Annotated in this window: 9 protein-coding genes and 1 pseudogene; 2 read left to right on the top strand and 8 right to left on the bottom strand. The window is 64.6% G+C overall.

Annotated elements, in window-relative coordinates:
- Positions 1-5: 5 nt before the first annotated feature.
- The 8 genes and pseudogenes from V6W80_RS10335 to V6W80_RS10300 form a co-directional block, all read right to left on the bottom strand.
- A complete protein-coding gene (locus tag V6W80_RS10335) occupies positions 6-731 on the bottom strand; it encodes a polysaccharide lyase family 7 protein (RefSeq protein WP_338546930.1) in 726 nt (241 codons plus the stop codon).
- 89 nt (positions 732-820) lie between these two features.
- A complete protein-coding gene (glgB, locus tag V6W80_RS10330) occupies positions 821-3,040 on the bottom strand; it encodes a 1,4-alpha-glucan branching protein GlgB (RefSeq protein ID WP_338546928.1) in 2,220 nt (739 codons plus the stop codon).
- Positions 3,037-6,366 carry a maltose alpha-D-glucosyltransferase gene (gene treS, locus V6W80_RS10325; protein WP_184288495.1) on the bottom strand — a complete coding sequence of 1,110 codons (3,330 nt, stop codon included), beginning with the start codon at positions 6,364-6,366 and terminating at the stop codon, positions 3,037-3,039. The genes glgB and treS overlap by 4 nt, the downstream gene beginning before the upstream one ends.
- 133 nt (positions 6,367-6,499) lie before the next feature.
- The gene (locus V6W80_RS10320; protein ID WP_338546925.1) at positions 6,500-8,503 is read right to left on the bottom strand and encodes an alpha-1,4-glucan--maltose-1-phosphate maltosyltransferase; all 2,004 of its coding nucleotides are present in this window, start codon (positions 8,501-8,503) and stop codon (positions 6,500-6,502) included.
- A gap of 461 nt (positions 8,504-8,964) precedes the next feature.
- Positions 8,965-9,792: an ammonia-dependent NAD(+) synthetase gene (gene nadE, locus V6W80_RS10315; protein WP_338546923.1), complete on the bottom strand. Its 828-nt coding sequence runs from the start codon at positions 9,790-9,792 to the stop codon at positions 8,965-8,967.
- A complete protein-coding gene (locus V6W80_RS10310; protein ID WP_338547399.1) occupies positions 9,789-10,298 on the bottom strand; it encodes a CinA family protein in 510 nt (169 codons plus the stop codon). The genes nadE and V6W80_RS10310 overlap by 4 nt, the downstream gene beginning before the upstream one ends.
- 210 nt (positions 10,299-10,508) lie before the next feature.
- Positions 10,509-10,946 (bottom strand): annotated as a pseudogene (locus V6W80_RS10305) (nucleotidyltransferase family protein); the annotation flags it as partial.
- Positions 10,947-10,948: 2 nt separating this feature from the next.
- Positions 10,949-11,938: an XdhC family protein gene (locus V6W80_RS10300; RefSeq protein WP_338546921.1), complete on the bottom strand. Its 990-nt coding sequence runs from the start codon at positions 11,936-11,938 to the stop codon at positions 10,949-10,951.
- Between the two features lie 144 nt (positions 11,939-12,082).
- Here V6W80_RS10300 and V6W80_RS10295 point away from each other — a divergent pair, with 144 nt between their 5' ends.
- Together V6W80_RS10295 and ligD are read left to right on the top strand one after the other, a co-directional pair.
- Entirely contained in the window at positions 12,083-12,952 is an 870-nt protein-coding gene (locus V6W80_RS10295) for a Ku protein (protein ID WP_064308800.1), read from the top strand.
- Positions 12,953-12,963: 11 nt separating this feature from the next.
- A complete protein-coding gene (gene ligD / locus V6W80_RS10290; protein WP_338546919.1) occupies positions 12,964-15,522 on the top strand; it encodes a DNA ligase D in 2,559 nt (852 codons plus the stop codon).
- Positions 15,523-15,618: the final 96 nt, after the last annotated feature.

Raw genomic sequence — 15,618 nt, 5'->3', positions numbered from 1 at the left:
CGGGCCTACCGATTATTGGGCTGGTGCATGGAAATCAGCCGGTAGAAGAGTACCCGTCCGCCCTCGGTGGCGGCTCCTTCCCCGTCACGTAAGTGGGCGCCCGCCTTGAAATACAGGTGATGGTTGCTCCAAGCGTTGTCCAGTTGCAGACCTAGATCCCCATTTCGTGAACCGGCACCATGGGCACGTATGGTGAGCACGCCACTGCGCGCCAGCTTGATGTCGTAGCTGAAGCGACTGTTGAGGGGCAGGTGTTCCAGCAGAATGACGTCCTTGGGGCTGTCGCTGGGGCTCTCTCGCAACCGGGCGATCAGTTGACCCTGGGCGACCTGTCCATTGCCCATGGCCTGACTTTCCACCCGATAGACCAATTGCAACAGTGCCTGAGGCGCGGCCGGTATCGGGGTCTGGTCCTCGATCTGGCTGATGATGACCTCAGGGCGTGACGGCACCTGCTGCACCGCCGCCTCGGCCTGCAGCAGGGCATCCGCCTCACGGTACTTCCAGGCATAGGCACTGCCGTCCGGACGCGTCTCGCGTAGCTCGGTGGCGGGATAGCTGTTGAAGGGCTGCGGGGTGCCGGTCACCGGGACCCAGAACACCAGCGATCCCCCCTCGCCGCGCGTGAGGTAGGGGCTGCGAAAGGCGCTGCTGTTGAGTTCGGCGGTCTGTACCTGGGCCACGGGCATGGGTACGGGAACCGTCAGATTCCATTCGGCGAGATCGATCATGGGGTTCTCGGTGGCCAGATGCCTGACAAGCATCGCCCAGAACGGGGATGCCTGTCAGCGGAACGCGCCCCGTATGGGGCGCTCCCGGATCAGCCCTGCGGCTTGAACACCAGCAGACCCAGCGGTGGCACTTGCAGATTCAGCGAGGCCGGCTGGCCGTGGGCGCCGATTTCCTCGGCCGTCACGCCGCCGCCATTGCCCAGATTGGAGCCACCGTAGCGCTCGGCATCGCTGTTGAAGATCTCCTGCCAGTGGCCCAGTGCAGGCACGCCCACTCGGTAGTCGTGACGCGGCACTGGGGTGAAGTTGGCGATGACCAGCAGCGGTCGCTGCTGGGCGTCCTTGCGCAGCCAGGCGAAGACGCTGTTGCCATTGTCGTCGCCGACCACCCAGTCGAAGCCTTCCGGCAAGTGATCGCGCTCGTGCAGGGCTGGCTCGTGACGATAGAGGTGGTTGAGATCGGCCAGCAGCTGCTGCACGCCCCGGTGGGTACCGTGCTCCAGCAGGAACCAGTCCAGCTCGCGATCATGACTCCACTCGCGCCACTGACCGAATTCGCAGCCCATGAACAGCAGCTTCTTGCCCGGGTGGGTCCACATGAAGCTCAGGTAGGTACGCAGGTTGGCGAACTTCTGCCAAACGTCGCCCGGCATCTTCTCGATCATCGAGCCCTTGCCGTGCACCACCTCATCATGGGAGATGGGCAGCATGAAGCGTTCGGACCAGGCGTACACCAGGCCAAAGGTCATCTGGTGGTGATGGTACTGGCGATAGACCGGATCCTCTTCCACATAGTGGAGGGTGTCGTTCATCCAGCCCATGTTCCACTTGAAGTCGAAACCCAACCCCCCTTCGCTGACCGGTGCGCTGACGCCCGGCCAGGAGGTGGATTCCTCGGCGATCACCAGCGCGCCTGGCGCCTCTTCGTGGACCACCTCGTTGAGGTGACGCAGGAAGGCGATGGTCTCCAGGTTCTCGCGACCGCCGTGGATGTTGGGAATCCACTCACCGTGCTTGCGCGAATAGTCGCGGTAGAGCATGGAGGCCACGGCATCCACCCGCAGGCCGTCGATGTGGAAGTGCTTGAGCCAATGCATGGCCGAGGCCAGCATGAAGCCATGCACCTCGTGGCGCCCCAGGTTGTAGATGTAGGTGTTCCAGTCCTGGTGGAAGCCTTCGAAGGGGTGCTCGTATTCGTACAGGGCGGTACCGTCGAAACGGGCCAGGCCGTGTTCGTCGGTGGGGAAATGCGCCGGGACCCAGTCGAGGATGACACCGATGTCCGCCTGGTGGCAGGCATCGACGAAGGCAGCGAAATCCGCCGGGGTGCCGAAGCGCGAGGTGGGCGCGAACTGGCCCAGCGGCTGGTAGCCCCAGGAACCGCTGAAGGGATGCTCCATGATCGGCAGCAGCTCGATATGGGTGAAGCCCATCTCGCGGACGTAGGGAATCAAGCGCTCCGCCAGCTCGCGCCAGTTGTACTGGCGCCCCTCGTCACCCCCTTCGCGGCGCCAGGAACCGGCGTGCAATTCGTAGACCGAGATAGGCGCTTCCACGCCTTGCAACTCGCGACGGCGAGCCATCCAGTCCTGATCGTGCCAAGTGAAAGGCTTGTTGTCGGCCACCACCGAGGCAGTGCGCGGTGGCAACTCCGCCGCCAGAGCGATGGGGTCGGCCTTGAGCGGCAACACGCCGTGCTGGCCGAGGATCTCGTACTTGTAGGCCGTGCCGACCGGCAGGCGCGGGACGAACAGCTCCCAGACGCCACTGTTGGCACGCAGACGCATGGGCAGGCGGCGGCCATCCCAGCTGTTGAAGTCGCCTACCACGGAGACGCGCCGGGCATTGGGCGCCCAGACCGCGAAGCGCACACCCTCGATGCCGTCGACCTGGCAGCGTTGGGCGCCAAAGGTCTCGCCGAGATTGCGGTGGCGGCCTTCGTTGAACAGGTAGAGATCGGTCTCCCCAAGCAACAGGCCGAAGGAATAGGGATCCTCGGTTTCCTGAACGCCGCTGGGCCAGCGGATGATCAGCTTGTAGGGCGCGGCGTACTCCAGCCGTGCGACGAACAGGCCGGGCACCCGCCCGGGCTGCATCTGGGCCAGGGGCCGACCGCTGACGCGATCGACCAGTTCGACACCCAGGGCACTGGGCAGAAAGGCGCGGACGATCACGCCCTCGCCATCGGGATGGGGACCGAGCACGGCGAAGGGATTGCCGTGCTCGCCGCGGGCCAGCGACTCGGCTTCGGCAGCCGAGAGCCGGGCGTCGTCCAGGGGAGCGACGGGGGCGGTATTGTGATCGGTCATGCGCGGGCTCCGGACAAGAGGGTCTCGACGATGGCGGCGACGCCACGTAGCGGGATGTTGATCCAGGTGGGTCGATTGGCAGCCTCGTAGCCTATCTCATAGACCGCCTTCTCCAGGCTGTAGAGATCCAGCGCCGCCTGCTCGCCCCGCTCGCTCCACTGGTGGCCGATGTCGGCCGCCGCAGTGCGATAGCCTTCCAGGAAGGCTGCGTAGGACGCATTGCGGTAGGTCTCTGCCGCCTTGGCACGCAGTTGCAGATGCTCTTCCGAGGTATCGGCGCCGGCGTTGCTCGACTGGGTGACCATGGCCGCCGCGTAGTCGAAGGAGCGCAGCACCCCGGCGACGTCCTTATGCGGACCGTACTTGCCGCGGCGTTCTTCCAGCGACCGCGCCGGCTCGCCTTCGAAGTCGATGAGGATGGCATCGTCCTGGGCCACCAGCACCTGACCCAGGTGCAGATCGCCGTGGACACGGATACGCAGACCACCCTCGACGTCGGCGGCCAGGGCCTCGATCCGCTTGGCCAGGGCTTCGCGCTTGCCGACCAGGCGCTGCAGCAGCTCCTTGCCGGTAGCATCGAGCTGGTCGCCCATGCCCTGCAGGGTATCCAGAGCGCCGTCGACCTGGACGCGCACGCGATGCGCCAGTTCCTTGGCCGCCTGGGCGTCCACGGTCTCGGGGGCGAAGGCTGCATCCTCGGTGGGCTGCGCCAGCACCCGATGCATTTCACCGAGACGCTTGCCCAGTACGCCAGCGAAGACCGTCAGATCGCCCATGGCGGTGAATTCGTTCTCCACGTCGGAGATGCCGCCACTGAGCAGATCGCGGGTGACGCGATCCAGCCCGTCCAGGCTCCAGGTCCAGGCATCACCCTGGTTGTGGATGTGCTGCTGGACCAGCATCAGTACGTGCGGCGTGCCATCCGCGGCGACGCGTTGGGCCACGGCGTGGGTCGCGGCGATATTGGCGAATCCGGCCTGGGCCAGATAGCGGCCCATCTCCACTTCCGGATGGATGCCCGGCGCCACCTTGCGGATCAGCTTGAGCATCAGGTGATCGCCGACGATCAGCGAACTGTTGGATTGCTCCACGCCCAGGTGCTTGATCTCGATGTCCGGATCCAGGGCGAAGTCCTCCGCCTGATCGTAGACCTCGAAGCGCAGTTCACCCGCGGGCACGGCAAGCTTGGCGCCCTTGTGGAAGGCGTCGAACACGCCATGCACGAAGCTGGTCAGGGCGAAGGCGTCGGTCACCAGGCCCACGCGGCGCACATGACGGATGCGAGAAATGGCCAGTTGGGTCGCCAGCGGGCTGCAGTGCTGGTCTTCCTCAGCAAGGAAACCCAGGGGCAGCGCATAACGCTCCTCGCCCTTGGCGTTGGTCACCACCACTTCGCTGAACATCACCGGCAGCTTGGGGGTATTGATCTGGGCGGCGTAGTCCAGACGCACGCCGGTGATGGCCTCGTCCTTGGAACCGAACCAGCGGCGCTTGGGCAGATAGACCGGCAGCACCTCTTCGAAGATGCGGCGCGGCTCACCGTCGAGCAGCTCCTGCAGATTGCGCTTGATGACCACCGTCTGGTAGTCGGGCATCGGCGCTGGGGGCTCGGTGTGCCAGGCGGGCATTTGTTCGTTGCCGGCCAGGTAGAACCAGTAGAAGCCATAGGGCGGCAGGGTCAGCATGTAGGGCAGCTGGCCGATGGGCGGGAAGGCGCTGCCGCCGATCATTTCTACCGGCACCTGACCGGCGAAGTTGGACAGGTCCAGCTCCACCGCCTGGGCGGCACGGGAAACGTTGGCCACGCAGAGGATGGTCTCGTGCTCACCCTGGGCATTGGTGAAATCGCGCAGGTAGGCCAGGATGCGTCTGTTGGTGGGCGACAGCATCTTCAGGGTGCCGCGGCCGAACGCCTTCTGCTGCTTGCGCACGGCCAGCATGCGCCGCGTCCAATTGAGCAGCGAATGGGGATCGCGGGACTGGGCCTCGACGTTGATCGCCTGGTAGCCGTAGAGCGGGTCCATGATCGACGGCAGCACCAGGCTGGCTGGGTCTGCGCGGGAGAAGCCACCGTTGCGGTCGACCGACCACTGCATCGGGGTCCGTACGCCATCGCGGTCGCCCAGGTGAATGTTGTCACCCATGCCGATTTCGTCGCCGTAGTACATCGTCGGGGTACCGGGCATCGACAGCAACAGGCTGTTGAGCAGCTCGATACGGCGACGGTCGCGTTCCAGCAGCGGCGCCAGGCGACGACGGATGCCGAGGTTGATGCGCGCGCGGCGATCCGAGGCGTAGTAGTTCCAGAGATAGTCCCGCTCGCGGTCGGTGACCATCTCCAGGGTCAGTTCATCGTGGTTGCGCAGAAAGATCGACCACTGGCAATTGGCCGGGATCTCCGGGGTCTGGCGCAGGATATCGGTGATGGGGAAGCGATCTTCCTGGGCGATGGCCATGTACATGCGCGGCATCAGCGGGAAGTGGAAGGCCATGTGGCATTCGTCGCCATCGCCGAAATACAGCTGGGTGTCTTCCGGCCACTGGTTGGCCTCGGCCAGCAGCATACGGTCCGGATAGTTGGCGTCGATCTCGGCGCGAATCTCCTTGAGCACCACGTGGGTCTCGGGCAGGTTCTCGTTATTGGTGCCGTCGCGCTCCACCAGATAGGGAATGGCATCCAGACGCAGACCGTCGACACCCAGATCCAGCCAGTACCTCATGATCGAGATGACGGCCTTCATGACCTGGGGATTGTCGAAGTTGAGGTCCGGCTGGTGGGAATAGAAGCGGTGCCAGAAGTACTGGCCGGCGACCGGGTCCCAGGTCCAGTTGGACTTCTCGGTGTCGAGGAAGATGATGCGGGTGCCATCGTACTTCTGGTCATCGTCGGACCAGACGTAGAAATTGCGCGCCGCCGAGCCCTTCTTGGCGCGGCGGGCGCGCTGGAACCAAGGGTGCTGGTCGGACGTGTGGTTGATGACCAGCTCGGTGATCACCCGCAGGCCACGGGCATGGGCTTCGGCGATGAATCGCTTGGCGTCAGCCATGGTGCCGTAGTCGGGATGGATGCCACGATACTCGGCGATGTCGTAGCCGTCGTCGCGGCGCGGCGAGGGATAGAACGGTAGCAGCCAGATGGTGTTGACGCCCAGGCTGGCGATGTAGTCCAACTTGTCGATCAGGCCGGGGAAGTCGCCGATGCCATCGTTGTTGGAGTCGAAGAACGACTTCACGTGCACCTGGTAAATGATCGCGTCCTTGTACCACAGCGGATCGTCGATGAAGGCGGCAGGTTTGCGGGAACGAGCTTTATTGGGTTTTGCCATGTCGTCAGGTCCTTAACAGGGCGTCTGAATCAGATGCGTGCGCCGGTCGTCCATGCCGCCCGGCGATGGGGACGGATCGGACCAGGCACGCCGGGATGTCTCCCGCTGCCTGGTCGACCCGCCTGCGAGGTCGCTAGTGGCCCGCCTGGATGCGCCAGATGCCGAAGGGCATCGACAGCTCCAGCCGTGTCCATTGGGTCTTGCCGTGCCAGGCCCAGCGGTGCCCGGTCATCAGGTCTTCGCCATAGGTGGTGGCGTGATCGTCAAGGCCCAGCTCCCACAATGGCAGTTCGAAATGGCCTTCCTGGGCGTTGAAGGGATCCAGGTTGATTGCCACCAGGATGAAGTTGCCCAGGTCGTCGGTGCGTTTGCCGAAATAGAGGATCTGGTCGTTCCAGCAGGTGTAGACCTTGAGCCCCAGATGGGTTTGCAAGGCGGGGTTCTGCCGGCGGATCCGGTTGAGCTGGGCGATCTCGCCCATTATGTTGCCCGGCGCATAGAAGTCGCGCGGGCGCAGCTCGTACTTCTCCGAATCCAGGTATTCCTCCTTGCCGGGCGTGAGGGGCGCGCCCTCACAGAGCTCGAAGCCGGCGTACATGCCCCACAGACCGGAACCCATGGTGGCCAGGGCCGCGCGGATCAGGAAGCCGGGACGGCCACTGGTCTGCAGGAAGCCCGGGTTGATGTCCGGCGTGTTGACGAAGAAATTCGGCCGGTAGCAATCGCGCAGCGGCGCTTCGTTGAGCTGGGTGAAATACTCGGTCAGCTCAGCCTTGGTGTTGCGCCAGGTGAAATAGGTGTAGCTCTGGCTATAACCCACCTTGCCCAGGCGCGCCATCATCGCTGGCTTGGTGAAGGCTTCGGCGAGGAACATGACATCGGCGTCGCGCCCACGGATGTCCGCGATCAGCCATTCCCAGAACGGCAGCGGCTTGGTGTGGGGGTTGTCTACGCGGAAGATCTTCACGCCCTGCTCCACCCAGTGCCAGACCACGTCACGCAGCGCCAGCCACAGATCCGGCACGGCATCCTTGGCATAGAAGTCGACGTTGACGATGTCCTGGTACTTCTTCGGCGGGTTCTCCGCATAGCGCATGGACCCATCCGGCCGCCAGGAGAACCAGCCCGGATGTTCCTTGAGCCATGGATGGTCGGGCGAACACTGTATGGCGAAGTCCAGGGCGATCTCCAGACCGTGGTCGGCGGCCGCGGCCACCAGGGCGCGGAAGTCCTCCAGGGTACCTAGCTCGGGATGCACGGCATCGTGGCCGCCATCGGGGCTACCGATGGCATAGGGACTGCCCGGCTGATCCGCGCCCGCCCCCAGGGTATTGTTCTTGCCCTTACGGTGGGCCAGGCCGATCGGGTGGATCGGCGGGAAGTACAGGACATCGAAACCCATGTCGCGGACACGCGGCAATTCGCCGATCACGTTACGGAAGGTGCCGTGGCGCTGGGGGTCATCGGTGATCGAGCGTGGGAAGAGTTCGTACCAACTGGCGAATTCGGCGCGCAGGCGCTCGATGTCCAGCGGGTATTCGATGCTGTGGGTCAGATGCACATAGGCATCCACAGGTGCCATGGCCTGGCTGGCCTCACCCGCCAGCAGCACGGCGACCTTGTCACCCTCACTGCCCGCCTGATCGAGGCGCTGCAGTAGCGCCTCCAACGGACCGCGCTGCTCGCCTTCAGCGCGAGACAGCGCCTGTTCCACATGGATGCGGCCTTCCTGCAACTCCAGGTTCAGGCCGACACCCGCGGCGTACTTCTTCTCGATCTCGTAGCGATAGGTACCCCAGACGTCCCACCAGGCCTGGACCACGAATTCGTAACGACCCACGGCCGGCGGTGTGAAGCGGCCGCGCCAGAGATCGTTGGTTTCCAGGGTCAGCGGAGCCTGTTGCCAGTTCTCCTCGCCCTCTTGACGCCAGAGCACGCTGGCAGCCAGCTTGTCGTGGCCATCGGCGAAGATCTTGGCAGTCACCTCGACGACCCGACCGGCGATACCTTTGGCGGCAAACTGGCCATTGTCCACGGCCGGGGTGACCGATTCGATGGCGATGCGCGGGGTCTGGGCAGCCGTGGCGGGATCGAGGGAAAGCGCGGAAAAAGAACCGGGGAGATCGGTGTTCGACATCGAGCCTGACTCCATCTAGAGACGCGTGAAAGGTCGCAGCGCTCAAGCGCTGCGACCTAGGTCATGAACCCACTACTGCTTGGCTTTCCGCCAAAGAGGCCCGGCTGGCCAACCCCTCGCAGAGGGATCGGTAACCCGTAGCGATGCCCAGGAGGACACCACTCCAGACAGCCGCGGCCCAACTGCAACCGGAAGCACTCACGCGGGTGTGTCTGAAAGAGTCTGAGCACCGAGGGCGCGCAAAAGTTCAGCCAAACGGCAATGACCGATCGCTTCTGAAAAATGGATAAAATCCATAAATATCATCTGCTTATGACAGGAATATAAAGTTATTTATAAATAAAGAAGCCTGTGTCCCGGTATTCGCTGGGATATACCGGGACGCAGGCTGAAAGGCGGGCAATATTCAGGAACGGACGTCAGAAAAAACCTTTATAAAACGTCCTAACCCTTTGAATCAATTAGAAAGGGGTATAGGGAAGATCACGCTTATGGGCACTGCGCCGGTAAGTGTTGAGGATGATCTCCAGGGTTGCCGGGCTCACCGCTTTGCCTTCGAGGAAGTCGTCGATTTCGGCGTAGGTGATGCCGAAGGCATCTTCGTCGGCCTTGCCCGGTGAGAGGGATTCCAGATCAGCGGTGGGCACCTTGTGTACCAGATCGTCCGGCGCCCCCAGCCATTCGGCCACGGCCCGGACCCGCCGTTTGTTGAGGCCGTGCAAGGGCGTGAGATCGCAGGCGCCATCGCCGAATTTGGTATAGAAGCCCATCAGAGCCTCCGCCGCATGGTCGGTGCCTATCACCAGCCCTCCACGGGCGCCGGCCACGGCGTATTGGGCGATCATGCGCTGACGCGCCTTGATGTTACCCAGCGTGAAGTCTTCATGGAGCTCGTCATCGAAGGCCACCTGCGCCTCGCGCACCGAGGCGAGCATGGCGTCGCTGGCCGGCTTGATGTTGACGGTATGGGTCTCGTCCGGCTGGATGAATTTGAGCGCGCGCTGGGCATCTTCCTCATCACGCTGGACACCATAGGGCAGGCGCATGGCGATGAATCTCAGACGTGCGTTGCCGCTCTCCTCGCGCGCGCGCTCTACGGCCAGCTGCGCCAGGCGGCCGGCGGTGGAGGAATCCACACCGCCACTGATGCCCAGCACATAGCTCTCCTGGCGGCTGTTGAGCAGATAATCCTTGAGAAACTGGATGCGCCGCTCGGCCTCCTGGGCTGGATCGAATTGCTCGGGTACCTGCAGGGCCTGGATGATGTCGCGCTGAAGGGCTTCGGTCATCGGGCATTCTCCTCTGATTCGCGTTCGAGACGTTGATGATAGGGCACTACGGCGTTCAAGCTGTGCCGGGCCGCGGCCAGCTGCACGGCCTCGCGGTCGCCGGCGAAATGCTGGGTTTCGGAATAGAGCACGATGTCGTCACTGACCCGGTAGCCCCAGGCGAAACAGACGGTTCCCTGGGGAATGCCATCCGCCCCGCCCGGCCCGGCCAGCCCGGTATTGGCGATGGCCACCTGGGCCGGACTGTCGCGCAGGGCGCCCGCGGCCATCTCTCGTGCCACGGCTTCGCTGGTGAGGTTATGCCGCTCGATCGTCTCCGGCTTGACGCCCAACAGACGTTGCTTGGCTTCGGGCGAATAGACGACGTAACCGGACTCGATACAACTGCCGCTGCCAGGTATTTCCGACAGCAACCCTACTACCTTGCCCGCGGTGCAGGATTCCGCCGTGGTGAGCTGCAGCTCGTGATCCTTGAGATAGTCCAGCATGGACTCGATGGTGTTCATGATCGTCTTGCCCCGAATAGCGTTCTCCTGCGTTGGAAGAACAGCGAAATGAGGAAGTTCGAGAGCCATCGAGGGTGTTTTTTCAAGGTCAGCGGGGGTATCGATGTCAAAGTGGATACCGACGTCCGTCACCTTCCGCTCTAGCACCGACGCCTGGCGCAAGAGCCGTTTCGCTCCTTCGTCGCCCTGGAGGTCGCCCAGCGCAGCGGCAAAATTCCGACCAAAGAGCACGGGGTGACCGCGCTTTCCCTGGAAAACGGGTACGACGACGCGCGCGGGGTCATGCAGCGCCAGCAGCTGTCGCGCCGTAGCGGGCTGCACGAAGGGCATGTCGCCCAGGGCGACCAGCCAACCAGATGCGTCCGGCGTCGCTCGCACCGCGGCGGCCAGGCTGTCGCCCATGCCGGTGGTGGGCAGAGTCAGCACTTCCAGGCCTTCCTCTCGGGCCAGCTCGGCGCGCCAGGGGGCCCCGCTCGCGACCACTGCCAGGCAGGGCAGATCCAGGCTCTTCCAGAGGCGAAAGGTGGCTTGCAATACCGTCGATTCGGGGTGACCGGGCAATGGTGCCTGCAGCTTGTCGTCACCGCCCGCTACGCGGAAACGGCTACCGGCTCCGGCTGCCAGGACGAGCACCTGTACCCCTGTCATCCCTAGGCGACCTGTTCCACCGCCACCAGGGCCCGCTTCTTCTGGGTTAGGGCGATGCCGTTCTTGACCGCTACCACCTCCGCCAGCAGCGACAGCGCGATCTCCGGCGGCGTATGGCTGCCGATATGCAGGCCGATGGGGCCATGCAGGCGGTTGATGGCCGCCACTGGCACCTCCAGCTGCAGCAGTCGCTCACGACGGCGGTCATTGTTGCGCAGCGAACCCAGGGCGCCGACATAGAAGGCATCGGACTGCAGCGCCGTCAGCAACGCCAGGTCATCCAGGCGCGGATCGTGGGTCAGGGCCACCACCGCGGTGCGTTCGTCCGGGCGGATGGATAGCACCGCATCGTCCGGCATGCCGGAGATAAAACGCGCCTGGCGCGTTTCCCACCCCTGGCGGAACTCCTCACGGGGATCGCAGACCAGCACTTCGAAATCGAGCATGGCGGCCATGTCGGCGACATAGAGCGACAGCTGACCGGCACCGATCAGCAGCAGGCGCCAGCGTGGCCCATGCACCAGGCGCAGGCGTCGTTCGTCCAGGGTGACCGGCTCGTCGCGCGTGGTGCTGGAGATCCGCACCTCGCCAGTGGCCAGGTCCAGCTCGCGCAGGGCCAGTTCATGATCGTCGCAGCGCTGTAGCAGCTGTTCCACCCAGCGCCAGTCGTCGACCTGCTCCTGGACCAGGCGCAAGGTACCGCCACAGGGCAGCCCGAAACGCGCCGCTTCGTCGCCGGAAACACCGTAGGTGATGATCTCCGGGCGTTCCCCGGCGAATTGGCCGGCGTGCAGTCGGGCGATCAGATCGTCCTCGATGCAGCCACCGGACACGGAGCCACAGACCTGGCCATCGTCGCGCAGGGCCAGCATGGCGCCCGGCGGCCGCGGCGAGCTGCCCCAGGTCTGGACCACGGTGAACAGGCTGACGCCATGGCCCTCCCGTCGCCAGGCCAGGGTCTTGCGCAAAACTTCCTGATCGACACTGTCCACGCCCTGCTCCTCTCTACCTTGCACCTGCAACGGCAAAATCGTCGTTCGGGGGGTAGAACCCAACAACGAAGCGGGGTTCCCCGGGGCGGAACCGGGTGGATCGCCGGCCTATCCATAGAGGAACACCCCTCAAGGAGAACGTCCATGCCCCGCTCGATCTGGAAAGGCGCCGTCAGCTTCGGCCTGGTGCACATCCCCGTCTCGGTGGTCTCGGCGACCCGGCAGTCGGGCATCGACTTCGATTGGCTGGACGAACGCAGCCTCGACCCGGTGGGCTACAAGCGCATCAACAAGACCACCGGCAAGGAGGTGCCCAGCGAACACATCGTCAAGGGCATCGAACATGGCAAGGGCAAGTACGTGGTGCTCAGCGAGGACGAGATCCACAACGCCCTGCCCGAGGCCACCCGCACCATCGACATCCTGACCTTCGTCGAGGCGCGCGAGATCTCCATCCTGCACTTCGAGAAGCCCTATTACCTGGCGCCGGACAAGAATGGCGAAAAGGTCTATGCCCTGCTCCGTGACACCCTGAGCGCCGCCGGCAAGGTCGGGGTGGCCAACCTGGTGATGCACTCCAAGCAGCACCTGGCGGTGATCATGCCGCTGGGCGATGCCCTGGTACTCAATACCCTGCGCTGGGCCGACGAGGTGCGGTCCGCGGAAGACGTCGGACTCGAAGGGTTGGATGCCAAGGTGAGCAAGAAGGAAGTGGACATGGCCCAGCGCCTGGTGGACGACATGACCGAGCAATGGGATCCGGACCAGTACCACGACACCTTCAAGGACAACGTCATGGCCCTGGTCGAGCGCAAGCTCAAGGATGGCAAGCTCGAAGCCGTTGCTGAAGAACCCGAACCCGAAGACAGTGGCGCCGACGTCATCGACCTCACCGAATTGCTGCGCCGCAGCCTGGGTGGCAAGCAGGACAAGGCCAAGGATGCACCCAAGCCCAAGAGTTCTGGCCGCTCGACCAGTCGGCGTAGCCCTGCCGCCCGTCGCAAGGCCAAGTGAGGATCGCTGCCATGGCTCCTTCGACCAGCGAATACAACCGCAAGCGCAACTTCGACATCACCGCCGAGCCGCGTGACGAGGACAACCCACGTCGACGCAAGGCCAAGGGCGCCATGAGCTTCGTCATCCAGAAGCACGACGCGCGCCGTCTGCACTATGACTTCCGCCTGGAACTGGACGGCACCCTCAAGAGCTGGGCGGTGCCCAAGGGGCCCAGCCTGGACCCGGGTGAAAAGCGCCTGGCGGTGCAGGTCGAGGATCATCCCCTCGCCTACGGCAGTTTCGAGGGCAGCATTCCCGAAGGTCAGTACGGCGCGGGCGACGTCATCGTCTGGGATCGCGGCGAGTGGCAGGCCGATGGCGATGCGGCCGAGGGCTATGCCGCCGGCAAACTCAAGTTCGAACTCAGGGGCGAAAAGCTGCGCGGCCACTGGACCCTGGTGCGCACCCGGTTGCAGGGCCATAGCGACAAGCCTCAGTGGTTGCTGATCAAGGAACGCGACGACCAGGCCCGTGACATCGCCGACTACGACGTGACCGCCGCCGAGCCCGACAGCGTGCTGAGCGACAAGACCCTGCCGCGCCTGGGTCAGGGCAAGCAGACCAAGGCCAGCACCCGCTCGACCAGTCCCAAGCCGCCGGCACGCAGGGCCAAGGCGCGTAAGGCCGAATTACCGGAGACCCTGGAGGCGCAACTGGCCACCCTGGTCGACAGTCCACCCGCCGGCGACTGGCTGTACGAGGTGAAATACGACGGCTACCGCCTGCTCGCCCACATCGAAGGCGGCGAGGTGCGCCTCTTCACCCGTAGCGGCAACGACTGGACCGAGCGCCTGCCGGAACAGGCCCGGGCGCTGGCCGCGCTGGGCCTCGACAACGCCTGGCTGGACGGCGAGATCGTGGTCAACGACGGCCAGGGCGTCTCAAGCTTCCAAGCGCTGCAGAATGCCTTCGAGACCGGCAAGGCCACCCGCATCGCCTATTACCTATTCGACATGCCCTATCTGAACGGTGCAGACCTGCGCGAGGTCCCGGTCGAGCAGCGCCGCGAGCTGCTGGGCAAACTGCTGGAGGACAGCAACGACAGCGACCTGCTGTGCTTTTCCGCCGCCTTCGAGGTGCCCGCCGATCGCATCCTGGCGAGTGCCTGCGAACTCGGTCTCGAGGGGGTTATCGGCAAGCGCCTGGGCAGCCCCTATCGCTCTCGGCGCAACAAGGACTGGATCAAGCTCAAGTGTGCCCACCGCCAGGAATTCATCATCGTCGGCTACACCCCGCCCAAGGGCGGGCGGCAGCACCTGGGCGCGCTCCTGGTGGCGCTGCATGATGAGCAAGGGGAGTTGCACTATGCTGGCAAGGTCGGCACCGGTTTCACCGCAGCGATGCTCAAACAACTGCATGGCAGATTCCAGCCGCTGATCGTAGAGCGGCCACCCGTGGTGGATCCGCCCAAGGGCGCCGCCTACCGCGAGGTGACCTGGCTGAAGCCCGAACAGCTGTGCGAAATCGCCTACGCCGAGATGACCCAGGATCGCATCGTCCGCCAGGGCGTCTTCCATGGCCTGCGCGACGACAAGCCAGCCCGGGAGATCGGGCTGGAGGAGGCGACTCCGGCCCGGGAGGCCGAGGCGGCGCGCCACTCTGCCTCACGCCGCCCGTCCGCAGGCAAGCAGAGGGATGCCACCGTGGCCGGGGTACGCATCAGCCATCCGGAGCGGGTCATCGACGACGCCAGCGGCGCCCGCAAGCTCGACGTGGCCGGCTATTACGCCGCCGTCGCCGACTGGCTCCTGCCGCACCTGGCCGACCGCCCCGTTGCCCTGGTCCGCACGCCCGAGGGCATCGCCGGAGAGCAGATCTTCCAGAAGCACAAGCAGACCCTGGCGATCCCCCACATCCGCGAACTGGATCCGGCACTGGATCCCGGCCACGCTCCCCTGATGGTCATCGACAGCCGCGAGGCGCTCATCGGTGCGGCCCAGATGGGTACGGTGGAACTCCATACCTGGAATGCCACCGCTGACCGTATCGAGCGCCCCGACCGCTTCATCCTCGATCTCGACCCTGATCCCACCCTGCCCTGGTCGCGCATGGTGGAGGCGACGGAACTGGTACTGACCCTGCTCGACGAACTGGAGCTGCAGGCCTTCGTCAAGACCAGCGGCGGTCGCGGCGTGCACCTGGTGGTGCCCCTGGATCGGCGCCAGGACTGGGAGATCGTCAAGGCCTTCGCTCAGGCGGCAGCGCAGCACCTGGCCAATACCTTGCCCAAGCTCTTCGCCGCCAAGATGGGCGCGCAGAATCGCCAGGGGCGGATCTTCGTCGACTACCTGCGCAATCGCCATGGCGCCACCACGGTCAGCGCCTTTTCCCTGCGCGCCCGTCCGCACCTTGGCGTTTCGGTGCCCATCGCTCGCGAGGAGCTGTCGACCCTGGAGGCGAGCGATCAATGGCGCTTCGACTCCCTGCTGCCACGCCTCGAAGCGCTCAAGGACGATCCCTGGGCCGGGTATGCCAAGGTGCGCCAGGGCCTCACGGCGGCACGGCGCAAACGGCTGGGCGTCGAGTAGCGACGCGCCTGCCGTCGGCCAACGTACCGCCTAAGCGAAACCCCTCCGCGTTGCCCGTGGTCTGCACTAACGAGCGTTGTCGTGGACAGCGCCGTC

Origin of the sequence: Pseudomonas benzopyrenica, assembly GCF_036884265.1 — a bacterium.
GTDB classification, from domain to species: Bacteria; Pseudomonadota; Gammaproteobacteria; order Pseudomonadales; family Pseudomonadaceae; genus Chryseomonas; species Chryseomonas benzopyrenica.
The sequence above is the reverse complement of the archived record's forward strand: the minus strand, read 5'-3'. Positions and strand labels throughout refer to the sequence as shown.

Excerpts from the sequence above, each read along its gene's own strand:
- ligD (WP_338546919.1), top strand. The coding sequence starts at position 12,964 with ATGGCTCCTTCGACCAGCGAATACAACCGCAAGCGCAACTTCGACATC.
- V6W80_RS10335 (WP_338546930.1), bottom strand. The coding sequence starts at position 731 with ATGATCGATCTCGCCGAATGGAATCTGACGGTTCCCGTACCCATGCCC.
- nadE (WP_338546923.1), bottom strand. The coding sequence starts at position 9,792 with ATGACCGAAGCCCTTCAGCGCGACATCATCCAGGCCCTGCAGGTACCC.
- V6W80_RS10310 (WP_338547399.1), bottom strand. The coding sequence starts at position 10,298 with ATGAACACCATCGAGTCCATGCTGGACTATCTCAAGGATCACGAGCTG.
- glgB (WP_338546928.1), bottom strand. The coding sequence starts at position 3,040 with ATGACCGATCACAATACCGCCCCCGTCGCTCCCCTGGACGACGCCCGG.
- V6W80_RS10320 (WP_338546925.1), bottom strand. The coding sequence starts at position 8,503 with ATGTCGAACACCGATCTCCCCGGTTCTTTTTCCGCGCTTTCCCTCGAT.
- V6W80_RS10295 (WP_064308800.1), top strand. The coding sequence starts at position 12,083 with ATGCCCCGCTCGATCTGGAAAGGCGCCGTCAGCTTCGGCCTGGTGCAC.
- treS (WP_184288495.1), bottom strand. The coding sequence starts at position 6,366 with ATGGCAAAACCCAATAAAGCTCGTTCCCGCAAACCTGCCGCCTTCATC.